We start from the raw sequence: 16918 nt of genomic DNA, 5'->3' as shown, positions 1-16918 counted from the left end.
CGGTCATGCCGCGTAGGAGTTCGCGGTTTTGGGAGTGAATATGAGTCAGTCTTTACCGCTGTTGCCATTGCGCGATATCGTCGTTTTTCCAGGCATGATCGTGCCGCTGTTCGTCGGCCGCGACAAATCGGTGGTGGCGCTGGAAAAGGCGATGGAGAGCGACAAGGAGATCGTGCTGGTCGCCCAGCTCGATCCTGCCGAGGACGATCCGGGCAGCGACGATCTTTACGAAATGGGTGTCACCGCCTCGATCATGCAGCTGTTGAAACTGCCCGACGGCACGGTGCGCGTGCTGGTCGAAGGCAAGCAGCGCGTGGCGCTTGACGGGATCGACGCGCGCGATGGCTATTGCGCCGCGCTAGTGAGCTTTCCCGAAGAGCAGTTGGCCGAGGGCAAGGATGTCCAGGCGCTGATGCGCTCGGTAATCGATCAGTTCGACAATTACTCCAAGCTCAACCGCAAGCTGCCCGCCGAAACCGCGGTGCAGCTTAGCGAGATCGACGATGCGTCCATGTTGGCAGACGCGATCGCAGCCAATATCAACATCAAGGTGTCCGACAAGCAGACCCTGCTGATCGAGGCCGATCCGATGAAGCGACTCGAAATGGCGTTCGCCTTCATGGAGGGCGAGCTTGGCGTATTGCAGGTCGAGAAGAAGATTCGCGGCCGCGTGAAGCGCCAGATGGAGAAGACGCAGCGCGAATATTATCTCAACGAGCAGCTGAAGGCGATCCAGCGCGAGCTGGGATCGGAAGATGGCGAGGATGGCGACGAGCTTGCCGAGCTGACCTCCAAGATCGAGAAGTTGAAACTCTCGAAGGAGGCCAAGGCCAAGGCGCAGTCCGAGCTCAAGAAGCTCAAGGGCATGCAGCCGATGAGCGCCGAAGCGACCGTCGTGCGCAATTATCTCGATACGCTGCTTGGCCTGCCCTGGGGCAAGAAATCGCGGCTCAAGAAAGACATCGCGCAGGCCCAGCACGTACTCGACGATGATCATTATGCGCTGGAAAAGGTGAAGGACCGGATCGTCGAATATCTGGCGGTCCAGGCGCGCACCAACAAGCTGAAAGGCCCGATCTTGTGCCTCGTCGGCCCTCCGGGCGTGGGCAAGACCTCACTCGGCCGCTCGATCGCCAAGGCGTGCGGGCGCGAATTCGTGCGCCAGTCGCTCGGCGGCGTGCGCGACGAAGCCGAGATTCGCGGCCATCGCCGCACCTACATCGGCAGCCTGCCTGGCAAAGTCGTCTCCAACCTGAAAAAGGCCGGCACGATGAACCCGCTGTTCCTGCTCGACGAGATCGACAAGCTGGGTCAGGATTTCCGCGGTGATCCGGCTTCGGCGTTGCTCGAGGTGTTGGACCCCGAACAGAATGGCAAGTTCAACGACCATTATCTGGAGATCGACATCGATCTGTCGGACGTGATGTTCGTGACCACCGCCAACACCATGAACCTGCCGCAGCCGCTGCTCGACCGGATGGAGATCATCCGGCTCGAAGGCTATACCGAGGACGAAAAGGTCGAGATCGCCAAGCGCCATCTGATCGAAAAGCAGATCGAGGCGCACGGGCTCACCGAAGGCGAGTTCGAGCTGACCGACGAGGCGCTGCGCGACCTCATCCGCTATTATACGCGTGAGGCCGGCGTGCGCACGCTGGAGCGCGAGATCGCCAAGCTTGCGCGCAAGGTGCTGCGCGGTATCCTCGAGAAGAAGCATGATCGCATCGTCGTGACGCCGGACAATCTCGGCGATTTCGCGGGCGTTCGCAAATTTCGCCACGATATCGGCGAAGAGGAGAACCAGATCGGCGCCGTGACCGGTCTCGCCTGGACCGAGGTCGGCGGGCAATTGCTCACGATCGAGGCGGTCACGGTGGGCGGCAAGGGCCAGATTCGCTCGACCGGCAAGCTGGGCGACGTGATGAACGAATCGATCCAGGCCGCGCTCAGCTACGTCAAGGCGCGCGCGCCGAGCTATGGCATCAAGCCGAGCCTGTTCGCCCGCAAGGACGTTCATATTCATCTGCCGGAAGGCGCGGTGCCCAAGGACGGGCCGTCGGCGGGTGTGGCCATGGTAACCGCGATCATATCGACGCTGACCGGCGTGCCCGTGCGGCGCGAGGTGGCGATGACCGGCGAGGTAACGCTGCGCGGCCGCGTGCTGCCGATCGGCGGACTCAAGGAAAAGCTGCTCGCGGCGCTGCGCGGCGGGATCACCAAGGTGCTGATCCCCGAGGAAAACCGCAAGGAGCTTGTCGAAATCCCGTCGAACATCACCGACGGACTTGAAATTGTTCCGGTAAGTCATGTCGATGAGGTGCTGGCTAACGCGCTCACGGAAAAACTTGAACCGATCGACTGGACGGAGGCCGACGAACTCGCCGCGCTTTCGCAGCCAACCATGCACAGCGAGCAGGGGTCGACGGTAAGGCACTGAAAAAGTGAGCGTGTTTAATATCTTACTATTGCACGAAGCGAAGCGCACAGGGACTTGCGCCATGGACCGAAAATGGCAGAAAAGCGGGATTTTCCTTTGACAGCGCGGCGCGGCTGCTTCTAACTCCCGCGCACGGCAAAGCCGAGATTCTTTGGAATCGATAAAAGCCAGAAGAGGGGGTTCCCGCCAATGAACAAGCAAGATCTCGTCAACCAGGTCGCAGATACAAGCGGTCTCAGCAAGTCCGATGCCAGCAAAGCCGTGGAGTCGGTGTTCGACACGATCACATCCACGTTGAAGAGTGGCGGCGATGTCCGGCTCGTCGGTTTCGGTACTTTTTCGGTTTCGCAGCGCAAGGCCTCGACGGGTCGCAACCCACGCACCGGCGAGCCGATGACCATTCCTGCCTCGACCCAGCCGAAGTTCAAAGCCGGCAAGGCCTTGAAAGACGCCGTCAACTAAATACGCCGGGCGTGCTTGCGCCCTATTCACGATTGGCTTCGACCGGTGCTTGACGCCGGGAAACGGGCGGGCAAGCAGCCGCCCGTTTTTTCATGCGCGGCTTAGCAGAGGACTTTAAACTCTCCTCTCTCTCTCTCTCTCTCTCTCTCTCTCTCTCTCTCTCTCTCTCTCTAGAAGAGGTAGATGCGGCTGCCGGGGCGACGGGTAACTCGTCCGCCATGGTCTTGGCAAACGCTACAAGGCGAGCACATATCCGCCCCGCGGCCAAATAAGAAGTTACTACATGTGTTAGGGTCAAATCCCTGCCAACCCAGGATCGACGCCGGTCATCCGGACGGACACATCCCATAACCGCCTCGCCGCTTCATTGTCTTTGCTCGCTTTGGTCGAGCCGACCCTGACCGCCTTGCCGCGCGTTTCGAACAACTGGTTGGGTCCGTAGTAATCGCCGCCGGTAACGTGGCGTTCGGTGGCGGCCATCAGCGTGGGCCAGGCACCCTGCGCGGCGCTGTTGAAGACGGCGGTGACGACCGGCGCGATTTTCTGCACCAGATCGGGCATGTTTCGCATCAATTCGGTCTCCGCCATGCCCGGATGCGCAGCGACCGAGATGGTCCTGCGCCCCGCCGCGGCCAGCCGCCGGTCCAGTTCATAGGCGAACATCAGGTCGGCCAGCTTGGACTGGGCATAGCGCTTCCACGGATCGTAATGATCCTCGGCATCCAGATCGTCGAAATCGATGGTTGCCCGGCGGTGCGCGATGCTGGCGGTGGTGACCACGCGCGCACCCCGGCTTTCCTCGAGCTTGTTCAGCAGCAGCCCGGTGAGCGCGAAGGGGGCGAGATAATTCACTCCGAGCTGCGCCTCGAAACCATCATCAGTGCGCGTGAGCGGTACGCCCATGATCCCGGCATTGTTGATCAGCAGATCGAGCCGTGGTTCCTCACATACCCGTTCCGCCGCCGCGCGAACACTGTTCAGGCTGGCTTGATCGAGCTCGATAAATTCCAGCTCGGCGATGGGAAACTCAGCCTTGATCCTGCGCATCGCCTTGCGCGCGCGCTCTTCGGAGCGGCAGCCTATAAGGACGCGGGCATGTTTGCCGGCAAGGACGCGCGCGACATGGAAGCCGAGCCCGGCATTGGCACCGGTGATGAAAACGGTGCGCCCGCTCTGATCGGGCACGTCGCGTTCGGTAAATCCGCTCATGGGAATGGCCTCTTGCAAGCTTTCATGGATTTGAAATTGAATGGCAGATCGCAGTGCACAGACAAGAAGAGCCTTGGCCGCTTTTTCGTTCCCCGGCGAAGGCCGGGGTCCATCAGGTGAGATTGGATGCTGGGCCGCGGCCTTCGCCGGGGAACTGCTCGGGCGATAGTGCGGGAAACCTCAGTTGAAGATTATGCTTGGCGTTTCACTCCTGCTTCGCGCACCGCCGCGATCGTGGGATAGCCGTTGACCGCCATCAGCAGATCGGCCTCCGCCAAAATGCAGCGCAGCACATGCTCTGCGCCCGCCGCGCCGCCCAGCGCCAGTCCGTAGAAATAGGGCCGGCCGACGCCTACCGCCGTGGCCCCCAGCGCCAGCGCCTTGACCACATCGCTGCCCGAGCGGATGCCGCTGTCGAACAGCACCGGCACATCGCCGCTCGCCGCGACCACGTCCGGCAGCATATCGATCGCGGCGATGCCGCCATTGGCCTGCCGCCCGCCATGGTTGGAGCAATAGATCGCATCCGCGCCCTCGTCGACCGCGCGCCGCGCATCGTCGCCGTGACAGATGCCCTTGAGGATGATCGGCAGCTTGGTCAGCGAGCGCAGCCATTTCATGTCGTCCCAGGTCAGCACCTTGCCGAACGTCGCCGCCCATGTGGTGACCGCCGTGCGCAAATCCTCCTCGGGCGGTTTTTCCAGCCGGGAACGGAACACCGGATCGCTGAAATAATTCTGCAGGACATGGCCCCGCAGTTGCGGAAAGTTCGCCGTGTTGAGATCGCGCGGGCGCCAGCCGGTGACCCAGGTATCGAGCGTGATCTGGATCGCCTTGTAGCCCGCCTGTTCGGCACGGCTCACCAGGCTTTCGGCCAGTTCCTTGTCCTTGGGCGTGTAGAGCTGGAAGAAGGCGGGCGTGTCGCCGCAGGCCTTGGCCACATCTTCCAGCGGATCGTTGGACAGCGTCGAGGAACTGAACGGCACGCCCGTTGCCGCCGAGGCTTTGGCCGCCGCGATATCGCCATGCTCGTCCTGCGTGGCGATGCCGTTGACGCCGATCGGGCTCATGAACAGCGGCGTGGGCAGCTTCAGCCCAAGCAGCTCGATCGACAGGTCGCGCTGCGTGCAATCGACCATCATGCGCGGCGTCATGCCCCAATGATCGAAGGCGGTGCGGTTGCGGTCTTGCGTATGTTCGTCGCCACAGCCGCCCTGCACATAGTTCAGCACATGCGGCGGCATCGCCTGTTCGGCGCGCGCGACCAGCGTAGCATAATCGACCGGAATTTTCGGGAGGACGCCGCCGAGGCCGGCGAAATAGATTTGATTCTGGTAATCGCCATAGTGGGGCATGGGGTGGTCTCCTAAGAATTCTCCACAGTCGTCATCCCGGGCTTGACCCGGAATGACGTCGTTCTTTCAACTTCTGCCAATCACTCCCGCGCCGCAGCGCTTTCCTCGCGGATTTTCTTGAACTCCGATCCGTCCTTCCACGTCGGCCAGCGGTCCGAGGCGGCGAGGTCCGCGCCGATCGCGTACATCACCGAAATATCCTGCACCGCGCCGGCCAGATCCCAGTCGGCGGACACCGCGTCGCAGGCCTGGTGATAGCATTGGCCGGTATAGGCATCGACCCAGGCTTGGCCCGCTTCCTTGCCGCCGTCGACCAGATCGGTCGCGCCCGAAATGCCCATCATCAGCAGCACCGGCACGCCGCGCTTGGCCAGCGAGAAATGATCGGCGCGGTAGAACAGGCCGCGCTCGGGCAGGCTTTCGGGCGTTACGGTTCGGCCCTGTTTGGCGGCATATTTCGCCAGATCGTCCTCCAGCGTGTCCTGCCCCTTGCCGACCAGGATCACGTCCTTCGCCTTGCCCGCGGTCTGCAGGATGTCGAGCGTCAGATTGGCGACGGTCTTTTCCAGCGGATAGATCGGCGCATTGGCATAGGTTTCGGACCCCAGCAGCCCGCGTTCTTCGGCGCTCCACGCGGCGAACACCACGCTGCGTTCGGGCGGGGTGTCGGCCTTCATCAGCCGTGCGATTTCCATGAGGCCCGCGATGCCCAGCGCGTCGTCATTGGCGCCCGCGCGGTAGATTTTTCCATTTTCGTCGGGCGCACCTTTCCCGTAGGCATCCCAGTGCGCGCCGTACATCACCACCTCGTCCGGGCGCATGGTGCCGGGGATTCTGGCGAGCACATTCTGGCTCTGCACCACTTCCTGAGTCACCGGAATTTTAGCGGTCATGGTGGCGTTCAGCGATACCGGCTTGAACATAGCGGTGCGCGCCTGCGTCCGCAGCTTGGCAAGGTCCAGCCCGGCATCGGCGAACAGTTTCTGCGCGGCCTCGCCCGAAATCCAGCCCTGCAGCGCCACGCTGGTAACGTCTTTCGGGTCCCGCACGACATCGTAATTCTCGCCGCCCGGGCTTTCGATCACGTTCCAGCCATAGCCCGCCGCCTCGGTCTCGTGAACGATCAGCGCGCCGACCGCGCCGCGCCGCGCCGCTTCCTCGAACTTGTAGGTCCAGCGGCCATAATAGGTCATCGTCCGGCCCTTGAATTTTCCGGCGACCGGCTCGCCAGGCTTCGCCGCAAAATCGGGATCGTTGACGAGGAAGACGGCGACCTTGCCCTTCAGATCCTGCCCCTTGAAATCGTCCCAGCCGCGCTCGGGCGCGTCGACGCCATAGCCGACGAACACCATCTGCGCGCCGTCGATCGCGGCGACATCCTTCGGCTGCAGGGTGGAAACATAGGCGTCGGTCGGATACTTCCAGTCGGTGGTCTTGCCCTTGACGGTCACCGCCAGCGTCTCGGGCTTGCCGAGCTGCGTGTGGAGCAGCGGCACCGGCTGCACCCAGCTGCCGTCCACGCCGCCCGGCTCCAGCCCCAGCGCCTGGAAGCGACCGATCAGATAGCCGATCGTCTTGTCCTCGCCCGGCGTGCCAGGCGCGCGGCCCTCGAACTGGTCGGACGCCAACGTGCCCGCGATCTCGGTGAGGGTTTCGGCGTCGATCGCGTCGGGGTTGGCGGGGTCTGCGGCCAAGGCGGGCGCGGCAACGGCGCAGAGAAGGGCGAGGAAAACGGCGCGGACGGGGATTTTCATGGCTGCTCCGGGGAAGGGAAGTATGTCGTCCGCATCCTAAGGCGAAGCGGGCGGGCTTGGCCACCGGCTTATGCATGCGACGGGCGCCGCGGGAACTGCTAGCGTTTACGGCATGGCGACAGGAGGGGTATCATGAGATTCTTCGCGGCAAACTGGCAGTTCTGGGCGCTGCTCTCGGCGATATTCGCAGCGATGACCGCCATTCTTGCCAAACTCGGCGTGGCCGGGATCAATTCGGATCTCGCCACTTTCATCCGGACCATCGTCGTGGCGGCCGCACTGGGGATGTTGCTGATCGTCACCGGCCAGTTCGCCGCGCCCGGCCCGATCCCGCGCCGGGCGATCGTTTTCCTGATACTGTCGGGCCTCGCCACGGGCGCATCCTGGCTTTGCTATTTCCGGGCGCTCGACATCGGGCAGGCGGCGCAGGTGGCGCCGGTCGACAAGCTCAGCGTCGTGTTGGTCGCGATCTTCGGCGCGCTGCTGCTCGGCGAGCATCTGAGCTTGCGCGGCTGGATCGGCATCGCCCTGATTTCGCTCGGCGTGGTGCTGGTGGCCATCAAAGGATGATCGATCAGACCCGCTCGACATCCACGCTCTGTCCGTTCATCTGGGCAAAGCCATAGGCGGTGAGGAAGGACACGTCGGCGGCGTCGCGGCCCACGCCGATCTTGGCCATGCCGCCCTCCTCGGCCATGCCGGTGGCGTCGACCAGATGCCATTCGCCGCCCAGGAACACCTCGGCGACCGCGTGGAAATCCTGCGGCTCGACGCCCAGCGCGTAGACCGCCACGATCCGCGCGGGGATCGCCGCCGCGCGCGCCAGCGTCACCATCACATGCGCATAATCGCGGCACACGCCCTCGCGCTTCACGAATGTCTCCAGCGCGGTGGTGTCGCTGCCGCTGGAGCCGGGGACGTAGGAGAAACGATCCTCGATCCAGTCGCGCATCGCGGCGATCTTGGCGCCGCCCTCCAGCGATCCGAACTCGGCATCGACGAAGCTCTGGAACTGGTCGGACGGGCAATAGCGCGACGGCCAGAGATATTCGACCGTCTCGCCCGGCAGCTGGTGCGGCGGGACATAGGCGAGGCCCGCGATGTCGGCGATGATCCGGTCGATCCGCACCGTCGCGTCATAGGCGATGCTCACCGCGCCCTCGGCGCGCAGCCAGATGCGCTCGCCGATATCGTTATGACCGCCGACCCGCGCGAAATGCGCGGTATCGGGCAGCGTGATATGCGCCTTTTCGACCGATTGCTCGGGGATGATCGCCGCTTCGATCTGCAGCAGGATGTCGGTGGGCTGCTCGAACGTGTAGTCGAGCTGCGAGTGGATATGTATTCTCATGCTGCGCCAACGCCGCGCGAACGCTTCCGCTCCAAAGAGATTTCCCGGCGGTCCATCGATCAGGCCTCCGCCATGGTTCCGAGCGCGTCGGCCAGCGCCTCGGGCGCGGAGTAGAAGGGCGAATGGTCGCTTTCCAGCGTCACCACTGGATCGCAAGGCAGCGTCTGTTGCATGGCCCGCTGCAGGTCGAGCGGGACGGCATGGTCGTCGCTGCATTCGATATAGCCGCGCTTGCGGCTGCCGAAATTTGCATCCGTCAGACGGGCGGGGGTAGTGAAGCTGGTTACCGGCTCGGGCACCAGCCGGTCGACCGAGGCGGCGGCGTCCTGCGCGTCGCAGCGGTGGTAGAATGTCGGCACCGCCAGACCGCGTTTCACCACCAGAAACCCCTCGGCCGAACCGGGCTCGAGCTTGTCGGGCGTGACGCCGCGATCGATTGTCGCTGCGGTTCGCCCGATCGACGCGCCGTTCGGTAGCAAAAAGGCGGACAGATAGACCAGCTGCCGGATCTTTTCCGGCACGCGCTCGGCGGCCTCGCTGATCACCAGTCCGCCGCGGCTGTGGCCGACCAACATGACCTGTTCGGGGCTATCGCGCAGCAGTTCGGCGATCTGGTCAGCCCAAGCGGCGATCGTCATCCGCTCGGCGAATTGCGGCTGGCCGCGCGCCATGCCGGTGAGATCGGGCGCGGCCACATGATGCCCCCTGGCCTCCAGCAGCGGCGCCAGCTTTTCCCAGCACCAGGCGGCGTGCCAGGCGCCGGAGATCAGCATGAACCGCGCCATTTCAGTGCGCCTTCATGCGGCAAAAGGCGGGGCCGGGGGGCACGGTTGTGGATGAGAGGGTTAACATTGTCAGCGCCTTAGCTCAAGCCGCGCCGCGCCACCACCACCGATGCGCTTGCTCTTGGTGGCCCCCCCCGCGTCGTTATTGCGAGGAGCCCGGACTTGATCCGGGGCGACGAAGCAATCCAGGGCGACAACAGCGCTACAACTGCTCTGGATTGCTTCGCTTCGCTCGCAATGACGAGGTCAGGTTTCCCGCATCCTCAAAGGGGGGTTGCTAAGCCAAAGGGCAAGATAGTAAGACTTTTCCTTTGCGTTTGATCCGGCGTCCGCATGGAGGTCCGTCGTTACCGGCCAAACGGTAATGGCAGGAGCGGGAAGGCCGGTATAGCTGGGGTGGATTCGACATGGCTGAATTTCATGGCTGGCGGTCATGACCATCGCCGCGGCCGCGTTGCCGCTGGTGCTGCTCATCCAGTCGTTGCAGTCCGATCCGCAGCAGGGCGCGACGCCGCGTCCGATCGAGCCGACGCCGGCCGAGATTATCGACCCCGCCCGCACCGATCCCGTCACCACCGATCCGGTGGTCCCTGAACGCACCGACCCCGAAGTGACGCGCGAACTGCCGCCGGTGTCGCCCGTCGGCCCTGCCGAGCGGCTGCGCATCGACGGGGAGCCGCAGACCGATATCCTGCGCGCGCCGCCGGGGCAGGAAACGCCGCTGCCCCCGCCGGTGCGCGATCCGCTGGCGATCGATGCATCGAACGACCCGATCCTGGCGATGATGCACCTGCACAGCGATGCCGAGGAATTCCGGCGGGTGGTCGCCGCCGCCATCGCCAATCATCCCGCGACCGAGGAGGCGCTGGCGCAGACCGACGAGGCGCGCGCCGAGCAGGCCTATGCAGAAGCCGGCCGCTATCCGGTCGCCGATGTCAGTTTCACCTATTTCAACACGATCGCTCGCGGGTTCTCCAACGATCCGGACAATTTGCTCGAGCGCTCGCGTCCGCGCTCGCGCGCCGACGGGCTGCTGCGCGTGCAGCAGCCGCTGCTGGATTTCGGTTCGACCAGCAACCGCGTCGCGGCGGAGAAGGACCGGGTCGCGGCCGCAGAATATGGCGAGAGCGAGATCGGCACCGAAATCGCACTGCGTGCGGTAGGCGCGTGGAATAATGTGTTCGGCTACCGCGCGCTGGTGCGCCTCGGCAATGCTTTCGGCGCGACGCAGGACAGCCTGCGCGCGCTGGTGCAGCAGCGCATCGATCAGGGCGTCTCGGCGCAGGGCGATATCGCACAGGTCGAAAGCTATATCGCCTCGGCCGAGGCGCAGCAGGCGGATTTCGAGCGCGCGCTGGCCAATGCCGAAGCCAATTATATTGAGCTCACCGGGCTGAAGCCGCCGGCCGAATTGGGGCTGGTGCCCATGCTCGCGCCGGAGTCGACGCTGGACGAGACCGAGCGCGCCGCCGAACGGATCCCCAGCGTCCTTGCCGCGCAGAAACAGGCCGACGCCGCCACGCGCGATCGCCGCGCCGCCAGCGCCGATCTGATGCCGCGTGTGACCGCCGGGGTCGACGCCGGGCGCTACGGCTTTCTCGACAATTCTCGCGATTACGACGTGCGCGCGAACCTCTCGCTGACCACGCGGATCGGAGGCGCGGGGCCGGCGCTCGTCAACGCCGCCGAAGCGCGCGAGCAGGGCAGCGCGGCGACCTATAACCGGGTGCGCAACCAGGCGGTGCGCGATGCACGGATCGCCTGGTCGGACCTGCAATCGCTGCGCAGCGCGGCCGAGGCGATCGAGGTCAATTATCTCGCAAGTCGCCGCTCGCGCGACGTGCTGGTCGAGCGCTTTCGCGTCTCGCGCGGCACGCTGATCGACGTGCTGTCGGCGCAGAACAATTTCTTTCAGGTGGCCGCGCGCTACGTCCAGGTGATGACCGAGCTCGGCACCGCGCGCTACACCTTGCTGGCGCGGTCCGGCCTGCTGCTGGACGAGATCGACGTGCCGCCGTCCGGGGAGATCGAACGATGAGCGAGCAGCATCTGTACGAGGAGAAGCCGCCCCGCTTCGCGGCCTGGCTGACCGAGCCGATGAGCGCCAATCGCGGCACCTATATCAAGGTCGGCCTGGCCGCGGCGATGATCAACGTCTTCGGGCTCGTCACGTCGCTGTTCACGATGACCGTCTACGACCGCGTGGTCCCCAACAACGCCACCGAATCGCTGATCGCGCTGTCGATCGGGCTGGTCATCGTGCTGTTGTTCGATTTCGTCATCCGTATCCTGCGCGCCTATTTCGTCGATCTCGCCGGCGCGGACATCGACCGCGATATCGGCGCGCGGGTGTTCGACCGGATGATGCGCATCCGTCTTGGTCTGAAGCGCGGCTCGACCGGATCGCTGACCGGGATGATGCGCGAGCTCGAAACGCTGCGCGATTTCTTCGCCTCGGCCAGCGTCACCGCGCTGGTCGACGTGCCGTTCATCCTGCTCACGCTGGCGGTGATCGCGCTGATCGGCGGCCCGATCGTGTTCGTGCCGCTGGCGATGATCCCGCTGGTCGTCGGAGTCGGTCTGATGACCAAGCCCTCGCTCGACCGGCTGTCGGCGCGCGCGATGAACGGCGGGCTGCACAAGCAGGGCGTGCTGGTGGAGGCGATCGGATCGATCGAGACAGTGAAATCGAGCAACGCCACGCCGCTGCTGCGCAAGCGCTGGATGAAGGCGATCGACGAGCACGCCGACAGCTCGCTGCGCCAGCGGCTGGTCTCCAGCATCGCGGTCACCGTGGCGACCACGGTCAACACCCTGTCCTATGCCGGGGTGGTGGTCGCGGGCGTGTTCATGATCGCCGACAACAAACTCACCATGGGCGGGCTGGTCGCCTGTTCGATTTTGTCGGGCCGCGCGGTCCAGCCGCTGGCGACCATCGCGAGCCTGCTCTCGCGGATGTCGGCCACGCGCACCGCCTATGATCAGGTGCAGGGCATGATGGCGCTGCCGCCGGAAGGGCCGACCGACCAGCCGCTGAGCCCGTCCACCTTCGAAGGCGAGGTCGAGTTTCGCGGCGTCTCGCTGACCTATCCGAACAAGAGCGAAAAGGCGCTCGACGGGATCAACTTCACGATCCGGCCGGGCGAGCATGTCGCGCTGATCGGGCGGGTGGGCTCGGGCAAGTCGACCATCGCGCGTCTGCTGCTGGGGCTGTACGAGCCGCAGGAGGGGCTCGTGCTGATCGACGGCAACGACATCCGCCAGCTCTCGCCCGCGGACATGCGCGCGCGCATCGGCACGGTGGTGCAGGAAACGACGCTGCTTTCGGGCAGCGTGCGCGAAAATATCGCGCTCGACCGCGAGGGCGTGGACGACGAGGAGATGCTGCGCGCGGCGCGCCTGTCCGGCACGCACGAGTTCATGGGCGGCGTCACCAACGGCTATGATCTGATCCTGGCCGATCGCGGCGAGGGGCTTTCGGGCGGGCAGCGCCAGTCGATCACCATCGCGCGCGCGCTGGCCGGGCGCCCGCCGATCCTGCTGTTCGACGAGCCTACCAGCGCGATGGATGCGCGCAGCGAAAGCGAGCTGATCGAGCGCCTGAGCGAGGAGATGAAGGGCCGCACGCTGGTGCTGGTGACGCACCGGCCCAGCCTGCTCCGGCTGGTCGACCGCATCATGGTGATCGACCGCGGCAAGCTCGCCAGCGACGGGCCGCGCGACGCGATGCTGCAGAAAATGGGACAAGCGCGGGTGGCGGCTTGATCGATGGATAGCGAAACGCATCTCGAGGACATGACCACGCGGCTGAAACCGCGCGCGGCGTCCAACATCCTGCTGTGGGCGATCCTGGCGTTTATTGTGGTCGCGGTGATCTGGGCGGCCACCGCCGATCTGGACCGCAGCGTGCGCGCGCCGGGCCGCGTAGTGCCCAGCTCGCAATTGCAGGTGATCTCCAACCTGGAAGGCGGCGTCGTCCAGGACATATTGGTGAAACCCGGCGACGAGGTGAAAGCTGGCCAGCCACTGGTTCGTCTCGACGAGACGCAGGCCAGTTCGGACCTGGGCAGCACACAGTCGACGCTATCCGCGCAGAATGTCCGCATCGCGCGGTTGGAGGCGGAGGTGTCCGGTCGTGCGCCGCGCTTCCCGCAGGCCGGCTCTCCGCAGCAGCGCGAGCAGATCGACATCGAGCGCAGCCTCTATGCCGCGCGCGCCGCCGATCTTTCCAGCCTGACGGCCGCCGCCAACGCGCGCATCGCGCAGGCCCAGCGCGCCGTTGCCGAGGCGCAGGCGGCCTATCAGTCGCGCGTCACCGCGCGCGATTCGGCGCAGGAGGAACTGGAAACGATCCGCCCGCTGGTCGAACGCGGGATCGAGCCGCGCATGTCGCTAGTGCAATTGCAGAGCCGCGCGTCGGTCGCCAGCAGCGATGTTGCGGCAGCGGCGCAGGCAATCAGCCGCGCGCAGGCCAGCGTCGCGGAAGCACGCGCGTCGCTCGCCCAGGCGCGGCAGGATTGGCGCAGTCAGGCGGCGACCGAACTGGCTTCGACCCAAGCGGAATCGTTCGCGCGCGAGGAATCGCTGCCCGCCTTGGCCGACAAGGCGGCCCGCAAGGTGCTGCAGGCCCCCGTCGCCGGCCGCATCAACCGCGTGCTCGTCTCCACCGTCGGCGGCAGCGTGTCCGCGGGGCAGCCGTTGGTCGAACTCGTACCAAGCGACGACAATCTGGTGATGGAGGCGCGCGTGCGACCGCAAGATATCGGCTTCGTGCGCCTGGATCAGAAGGCACGCATCGACATTACCGCTTACGACTCGGCGATTTACGGTTCGCTCCACGGCCAGGTCGTGACGATCAGCCCCGACGCGACCGAGGACCAGCGCACCGGCGACAGCTATTATCTGGTCACCGTGCGCGCCGATTCTCAGAAGCTGACGACGCCGTCGGGCAAGGCGCTGGCGATCGGGCCGGGCATGACCGCCTCGATCAGCCTGCTCGGCGACAAACGCTCGGTGCTGAGTTATATCCTGACGCCGATCACCCGCCTGCGCGAACGCGCGTTCCGCGAATGAAGACAAATGTCGTTGGTCGCCGGCAAACGTCGTTTGGTCTAAAAGTTTCACTGTCGTCTTGCTGTAACATGGCGTCAATTCTAGCAATTTTCATGTGAGTCCGGATGCCGTTTCCTGTCCGGTCGGGGGAGGGGCCGAAGCTATTTCCGTCGCCAGCAGTCTGACTATCGCTGATTGCGGCATGACCATGAGGTCAGGGTCATGCCGCAACCTGCCTTTTATCAGCGCCGCCGCTGCTTGCGATGCCCCGATTTGCCACCGATGAAATCATGACATAAACCTATTTTCACAGGGAGTTGAGACATGCCGAAAATCAGAGCGAGTAAATTCAATTTTCATCCGGATATTCTGAAGCCGGAATATTTCAAGGATACGACGACCGTATCTCCAACGAACACTGATCCTGACACGCAGGGCGCTTCCGCGGATTCGCGCGCCGGGACCACGGCGGCCAATGGCAAACCGATCTGGTCGCTCGATCAGATCGCCGCGCATCTCAATCGCACCGGTGCCAGCTGGACCGGCAATAACGATCCGGCACCGCAGCGCGGCAATGGCGATCCCACGGTGCTGACCTACGGCTTCTTCGAAAATCAGGACGAGCTGTTCGACAATGGCTACGTCTACTTCACGCCCCAAGGCGGATTTGGTCTGGCGGAATATTTCAATTTCGCCTCCTTTACCGAGGCGCAGCGTGCCGCGGCGCGCGAAGCGATTCAGTCCTGGGACGATGTCGCCGCGATCAGCTTCCAGGAAACCACCGCGGGTAATGCCGACATCAATTTCGGCGATCTCGCCAACGCGCCGCAGACGCAAGCTTACGCGCGTCTGCCCTTCGGTACGCTGACCTCCGATCCGTCGATCAACGCGCAGATTCAGCCGATCGCCGGCGATGTGTGGATTTCCGCCAGCCAGGCGAGCAATTTCCAGCTCGACGAAGGCGGCTATGGTCTACAGACGCTGACCCATGAGATCGGCCACTCGCTCGGTCTCTCCCACCCGGGCGCCTATAATGCGGCCCCCGGCCTGTCGATCACCTACGCCAACGACGCGGAATATTATCAGGACAGCCGCGCCTACACCGTGATGTCCTATTTCAACGCCAGCAACACCGGCGGTCGCAACTTCGATTTCAACGTCTCGACGACGGTCTATTCGGGCGTCCCGCTGGTGCATGATATCGCCGCGATCCAGGCGATCTACGGGGCCGACATGACCACTCGCACGGGCGACACGGTCTATGGTTTCAACAGCAACGCCGGTCGCGATTCGTTCGATTTCGACCTGACCCCGGCACCGGTCGCCGCGATCTGGGATGCCGGCGGCATCGATACGATCGACGCATCGGGCTACGACACCAACCAGATCATCGATCTGCACGCCGGTTCGCTGTCGAGCATCGGCGGCGTGACCATCGATTCGGCGCCGACCTTCGCAGAAACCAACGCCAACCGCGCAGCGGCCGGTTTCCCGCCGATTTCGCGGGAAATCTATGATAGCAATATCGCCTTCCTTGCGGCCAATCCCCCGGCGGGCGCGCTGACCGACAATATCGCGATCGCCTATGGCGTGACGATCGAGAACGCCATCGGCGGCAGCGGTCATGACCTGCTGCTGGGCAACGAGGTTACCAATCACCTGACGGGCAACGCCGGCGACGATACCTTCCTGGGCGGCGACGGTGTGGATTATTACACTGGCGGCGCGGGTTCGGACGTCTTCATGGCCGAACTCAACGATACGCTCACCGCATCGAAAATAGGTAATATTTCGGTCGATGTCGTCACCGATTTCAAATCGGGTACGGACATTATCGATCTATTCGGCGTCGATGCCAATGCCAACAAGGCCGGGTTCCAGAATTTCGATCTGGTCGACAAGTCGCATGGCAAAGCCGGCGAGCTGTTCACGATAAGTTACGCGAGCGCGTACGATGTTGAAAGAGCTCTTGGAATCAATCTGGAAGGCGTCAATCGGAGGACTCGCGGCGGCGCGACCACTGTGGTGTTCGGCGATGTGGACGGCGGCGGCGCCGATTTTGCCTTCGTATTGACGGGCGCCAAGGCGGTCGACAGCCATGATCTCAGCAGCCTTACGCTGGGCGGTCTTCAGGTCGGCCAAATCAGTCTCGAGGATTATTTCCGGGTGGTGAAGGCTTATGAGGACGCCACCGGCGGACATGGCACGCCCGGCAATGCGCTCTTCCACGGCAACAATCTCGTCGATCAGCTCGTGGCCTATTCGACTGATGGTGCCTCTACATCGCACGCCATGGGTCCGATCAGCCAGGATGCGTTCGCCGGTTTCGATCGGGGTGCGATGCTCGGTTCGGACGTGCATGCGATGGTGGGCAATTTGCACAATGTCTATTCGGATAACCTCGTGATCGCCTGATCGGCCCGCGCCGAAAGATCGCGCTGAAAATCGAAGGGTGGCCCGTTCGCGTGATGGGCCGCCCTTTTTCGTTCTACTTGGGGCGGAAGTATCGACAT

At 64.0% G+C, this 16918-nt stretch carries 12 protein-coding genes; 7 read left to right on the top strand and 5 right to left on the bottom strand.

Translation table 11 applies throughout. From position 1 onward, the window contains the following. Positions 1-40: 40 nt before the first annotated feature. Together lon and ACOQPC_RS10995 are read left to right on the top strand one after the other, a co-directional pair. Positions 41-2437 carry an endopeptidase La gene (lon, locus tag ACOQPC_RS11000; protein WP_420605774.1) on the top strand — a complete coding sequence of 799 codons (2397 nt, stop codon included), beginning with the start codon at positions 41-43 and terminating at the stop codon, positions 2435-2437. A 189-nt stretch (positions 2438-2626) separates the two neighbouring features. Next, a complete protein-coding gene (locus ACOQPC_RS10995; RefSeq protein ID WP_420605773.1) occupies positions 2627-2899 on the top strand; it encodes an HU family DNA-binding protein in 273 nt (90 codons plus the stop codon). Positions 2900-3193: 294 nt separating this feature from the next. Here ACOQPC_RS10995 and ACOQPC_RS10990 read toward each other — a convergent pair whose 3' ends face one another. The 3 genes from ACOQPC_RS10990 to ACOQPC_RS10980 form a co-directional block, all read right to left on the bottom strand. Next, on the bottom strand, positions 3194-4108 hold the full coding sequence (locus ACOQPC_RS10990; protein ID WP_420605772.1) for an oxidoreductase: 915 nt from the start codon (positions 4106-4108) through the stop codon (positions 3194-3196). 191 nt (positions 4109-4299) lie between these two features. Then, positions 4300-5463 (bottom strand): alpha-hydroxy-acid oxidizing protein, encoded by a 1164-nt coding sequence (locus tag ACOQPC_RS10985; protein WP_420605771.1) that lies wholly within the window; start codon positions 5461-5463, stop codon positions 4300-4302. Between the two features lie 80 nt (positions 5464-5543). Continuing rightward, on the bottom strand, positions 5544-7217 hold the full coding sequence (locus ACOQPC_RS10980) for a M28 family metallopeptidase (protein ID WP_420605770.1): 1674 nt from the start codon (positions 7215-7217) through the stop codon (positions 5544-5546). 132 nt (positions 7218-7349) lie between these two features. Here ACOQPC_RS10980 and ACOQPC_RS10975 point away from each other — a divergent pair, with 132 nt between their 5' ends. Further along, the gene (locus ACOQPC_RS10975) at positions 7350-7787 is read left to right on the top strand and encodes an EamA family transporter (protein ID WP_420605769.1); all 438 of its coding nucleotides are present in this window, start codon (positions 7350-7352) and stop codon (positions 7785-7787) included. A 4-nt stretch (positions 7788-7791) separates the two neighbouring features. On the opposite strand, the gene ACOQPC_RS10970 is transcribed toward ACOQPC_RS10975, so the two are convergent. After that, positions 7792-8568, bottom strand: a complete 777-nt coding sequence (locus tag ACOQPC_RS10970) for a transglutaminase-like domain-containing protein (protein ID WP_420605768.1) — start codon at positions 8566-8568, stop codon at positions 7792-7794. 59 nt (positions 8569-8627) lie between these two features. Continuing rightward, positions 8628-9353, bottom strand: a complete 726-nt coding sequence (locus ACOQPC_RS10965) for an alpha/beta fold hydrolase (protein WP_420605767.1) — start codon at positions 9351-9353, stop codon at positions 8628-8630. Positions 9354-9786: 433 nt separating this feature from the next. On the opposite strand from ACOQPC_RS10965, the gene ACOQPC_RS10960 reads away from it, so the two are divergent. The 4 genes from ACOQPC_RS10960 (at position 9787) to ACOQPC_RS10945 (ending at position 16820) form a co-directional block, all read left to right on the top strand. Beyond that, entirely contained in the window at positions 9787-11391 is a 1605-nt protein-coding gene (locus tag ACOQPC_RS10960) for a TolC family protein (RefSeq protein WP_420605766.1), read from the top strand. Continuing rightward, positions 11388-13118 carry a type I secretion system permease/ATPase gene (locus ACOQPC_RS10955; protein ID WP_420605765.1) on the top strand — a complete coding sequence of 577 codons (1731 nt, stop codon included), beginning with the start codon at positions 11388-11390 and terminating at the stop codon, positions 13116-13118. The genes ACOQPC_RS10960 and ACOQPC_RS10955 overlap by 4 nt, the downstream gene beginning before the upstream one ends. Before the next feature lie 3 nt (positions 13119-13121). Then, a complete protein-coding gene (locus tag ACOQPC_RS10950; RefSeq protein ID WP_420605764.1) occupies positions 13122-14426 on the top strand; it encodes an HlyD family type I secretion periplasmic adaptor subunit in 1305 nt (434 codons plus the stop codon). Positions 14427-14729: 303 nt separating this feature from the next. After that, a complete protein-coding gene (locus ACOQPC_RS10945; RefSeq protein WP_420605763.1) occupies positions 14730-16820 on the top strand; it encodes a M10 family metallopeptidase C-terminal domain-containing protein in 2091 nt (696 codons plus the stop codon). Positions 16821-16918 lie beyond the last annotated feature (98 nt).

Origin of the sequence: Novosphingopyxis sp. (genome assembly GCF_965218915.1) — a bacterium.
Taxonomy (GTDB): domain Bacteria; phylum Pseudomonadota; class Alphaproteobacteria; order Sphingomonadales; family Sphingomonadaceae; genus Novosphingopyxis.
The sequence above is the reverse complement of the archived record's forward strand: the minus strand, read 5'-3'. Positions and strand labels throughout refer to the sequence as shown.

What these genes read in the sequence shown, in the direction of transcription:
- ACOQPC_RS10990 (WP_420605772.1), bottom strand. Translation starts at nt 4,108, where the DNA reads ATGAGCGGATTTACCGAACGCGACGTGCCCGATCAGAGCGGGCGCACC.
- ACOQPC_RS10975 (WP_420605769.1), top strand. Translation starts at nt 7,350, where the DNA reads ATGAGATTCTTCGCGGCAAACTGGCAGTTCTGGGCGCTGCTCTCGGCG.
- ACOQPC_RS10995 (WP_420605773.1), top strand. Translation starts at nt 2,627, where the DNA reads ATGAACAAGCAAGATCTCGTCAACCAGGTCGCAGATACAAGCGGTCTC.
- ACOQPC_RS10970 (WP_420605768.1), bottom strand. Translation starts at nt 8,568, where the DNA reads ATGAGAATACATATCCACTCGCAGCTCGACTACACGTTCGAGCAGCCC.
- ACOQPC_RS10980 (WP_420605770.1), bottom strand. Translation starts at nt 7,217, where the DNA reads ATGAAAATCCCCGTCCGCGCCGTTTTCCTCGCCCTTCTCTGCGCCGTT.
- ACOQPC_RS10955 (WP_420605765.1), top strand. Translation starts at nt 11,388, where the DNA reads ATGAGCGAGCAGCATCTGTACGAGGAGAAGCCGCCCCGCTTCGCGGCC.
- ACOQPC_RS10950 (WP_420605764.1), top strand. Translation starts at nt 13,122, where the DNA reads ATGGATAGCGAAACGCATCTCGAGGACATGACCACGCGGCTGAAACCG.
- lon (WP_420605774.1), top strand. Translation starts at nt 41, where the DNA reads ATGAGTCAGTCTTTACCGCTGTTGCCATTGCGCGATATCGTCGTTTTT.
- ACOQPC_RS10945 (WP_420605763.1), top strand. Translation starts at nt 14,730, where the DNA reads ATGCCGAAAATCAGAGCGAGTAAATTCAATTTTCATCCGGATATTCTG.
- ACOQPC_RS10985 (WP_420605771.1), bottom strand. Translation starts at nt 5,463, where the DNA reads ATGCCCCACTATGGCGATTACCAGAATCAAATCTATTTCGCCGGCCTC.
- ACOQPC_RS10960 (WP_420605766.1), top strand. Translation starts at nt 9,787, where the DNA reads ATGACCATCGCCGCGGCCGCGTTGCCGCTGGTGCTGCTCATCCAGTCG.
- ACOQPC_RS10965 (WP_420605767.1), bottom strand. Translation starts at nt 9,353, where the DNA reads ATGGCGCGGTTCATGCTGATCTCCGGCGCCTGGCACGCCGCCTGGTGC.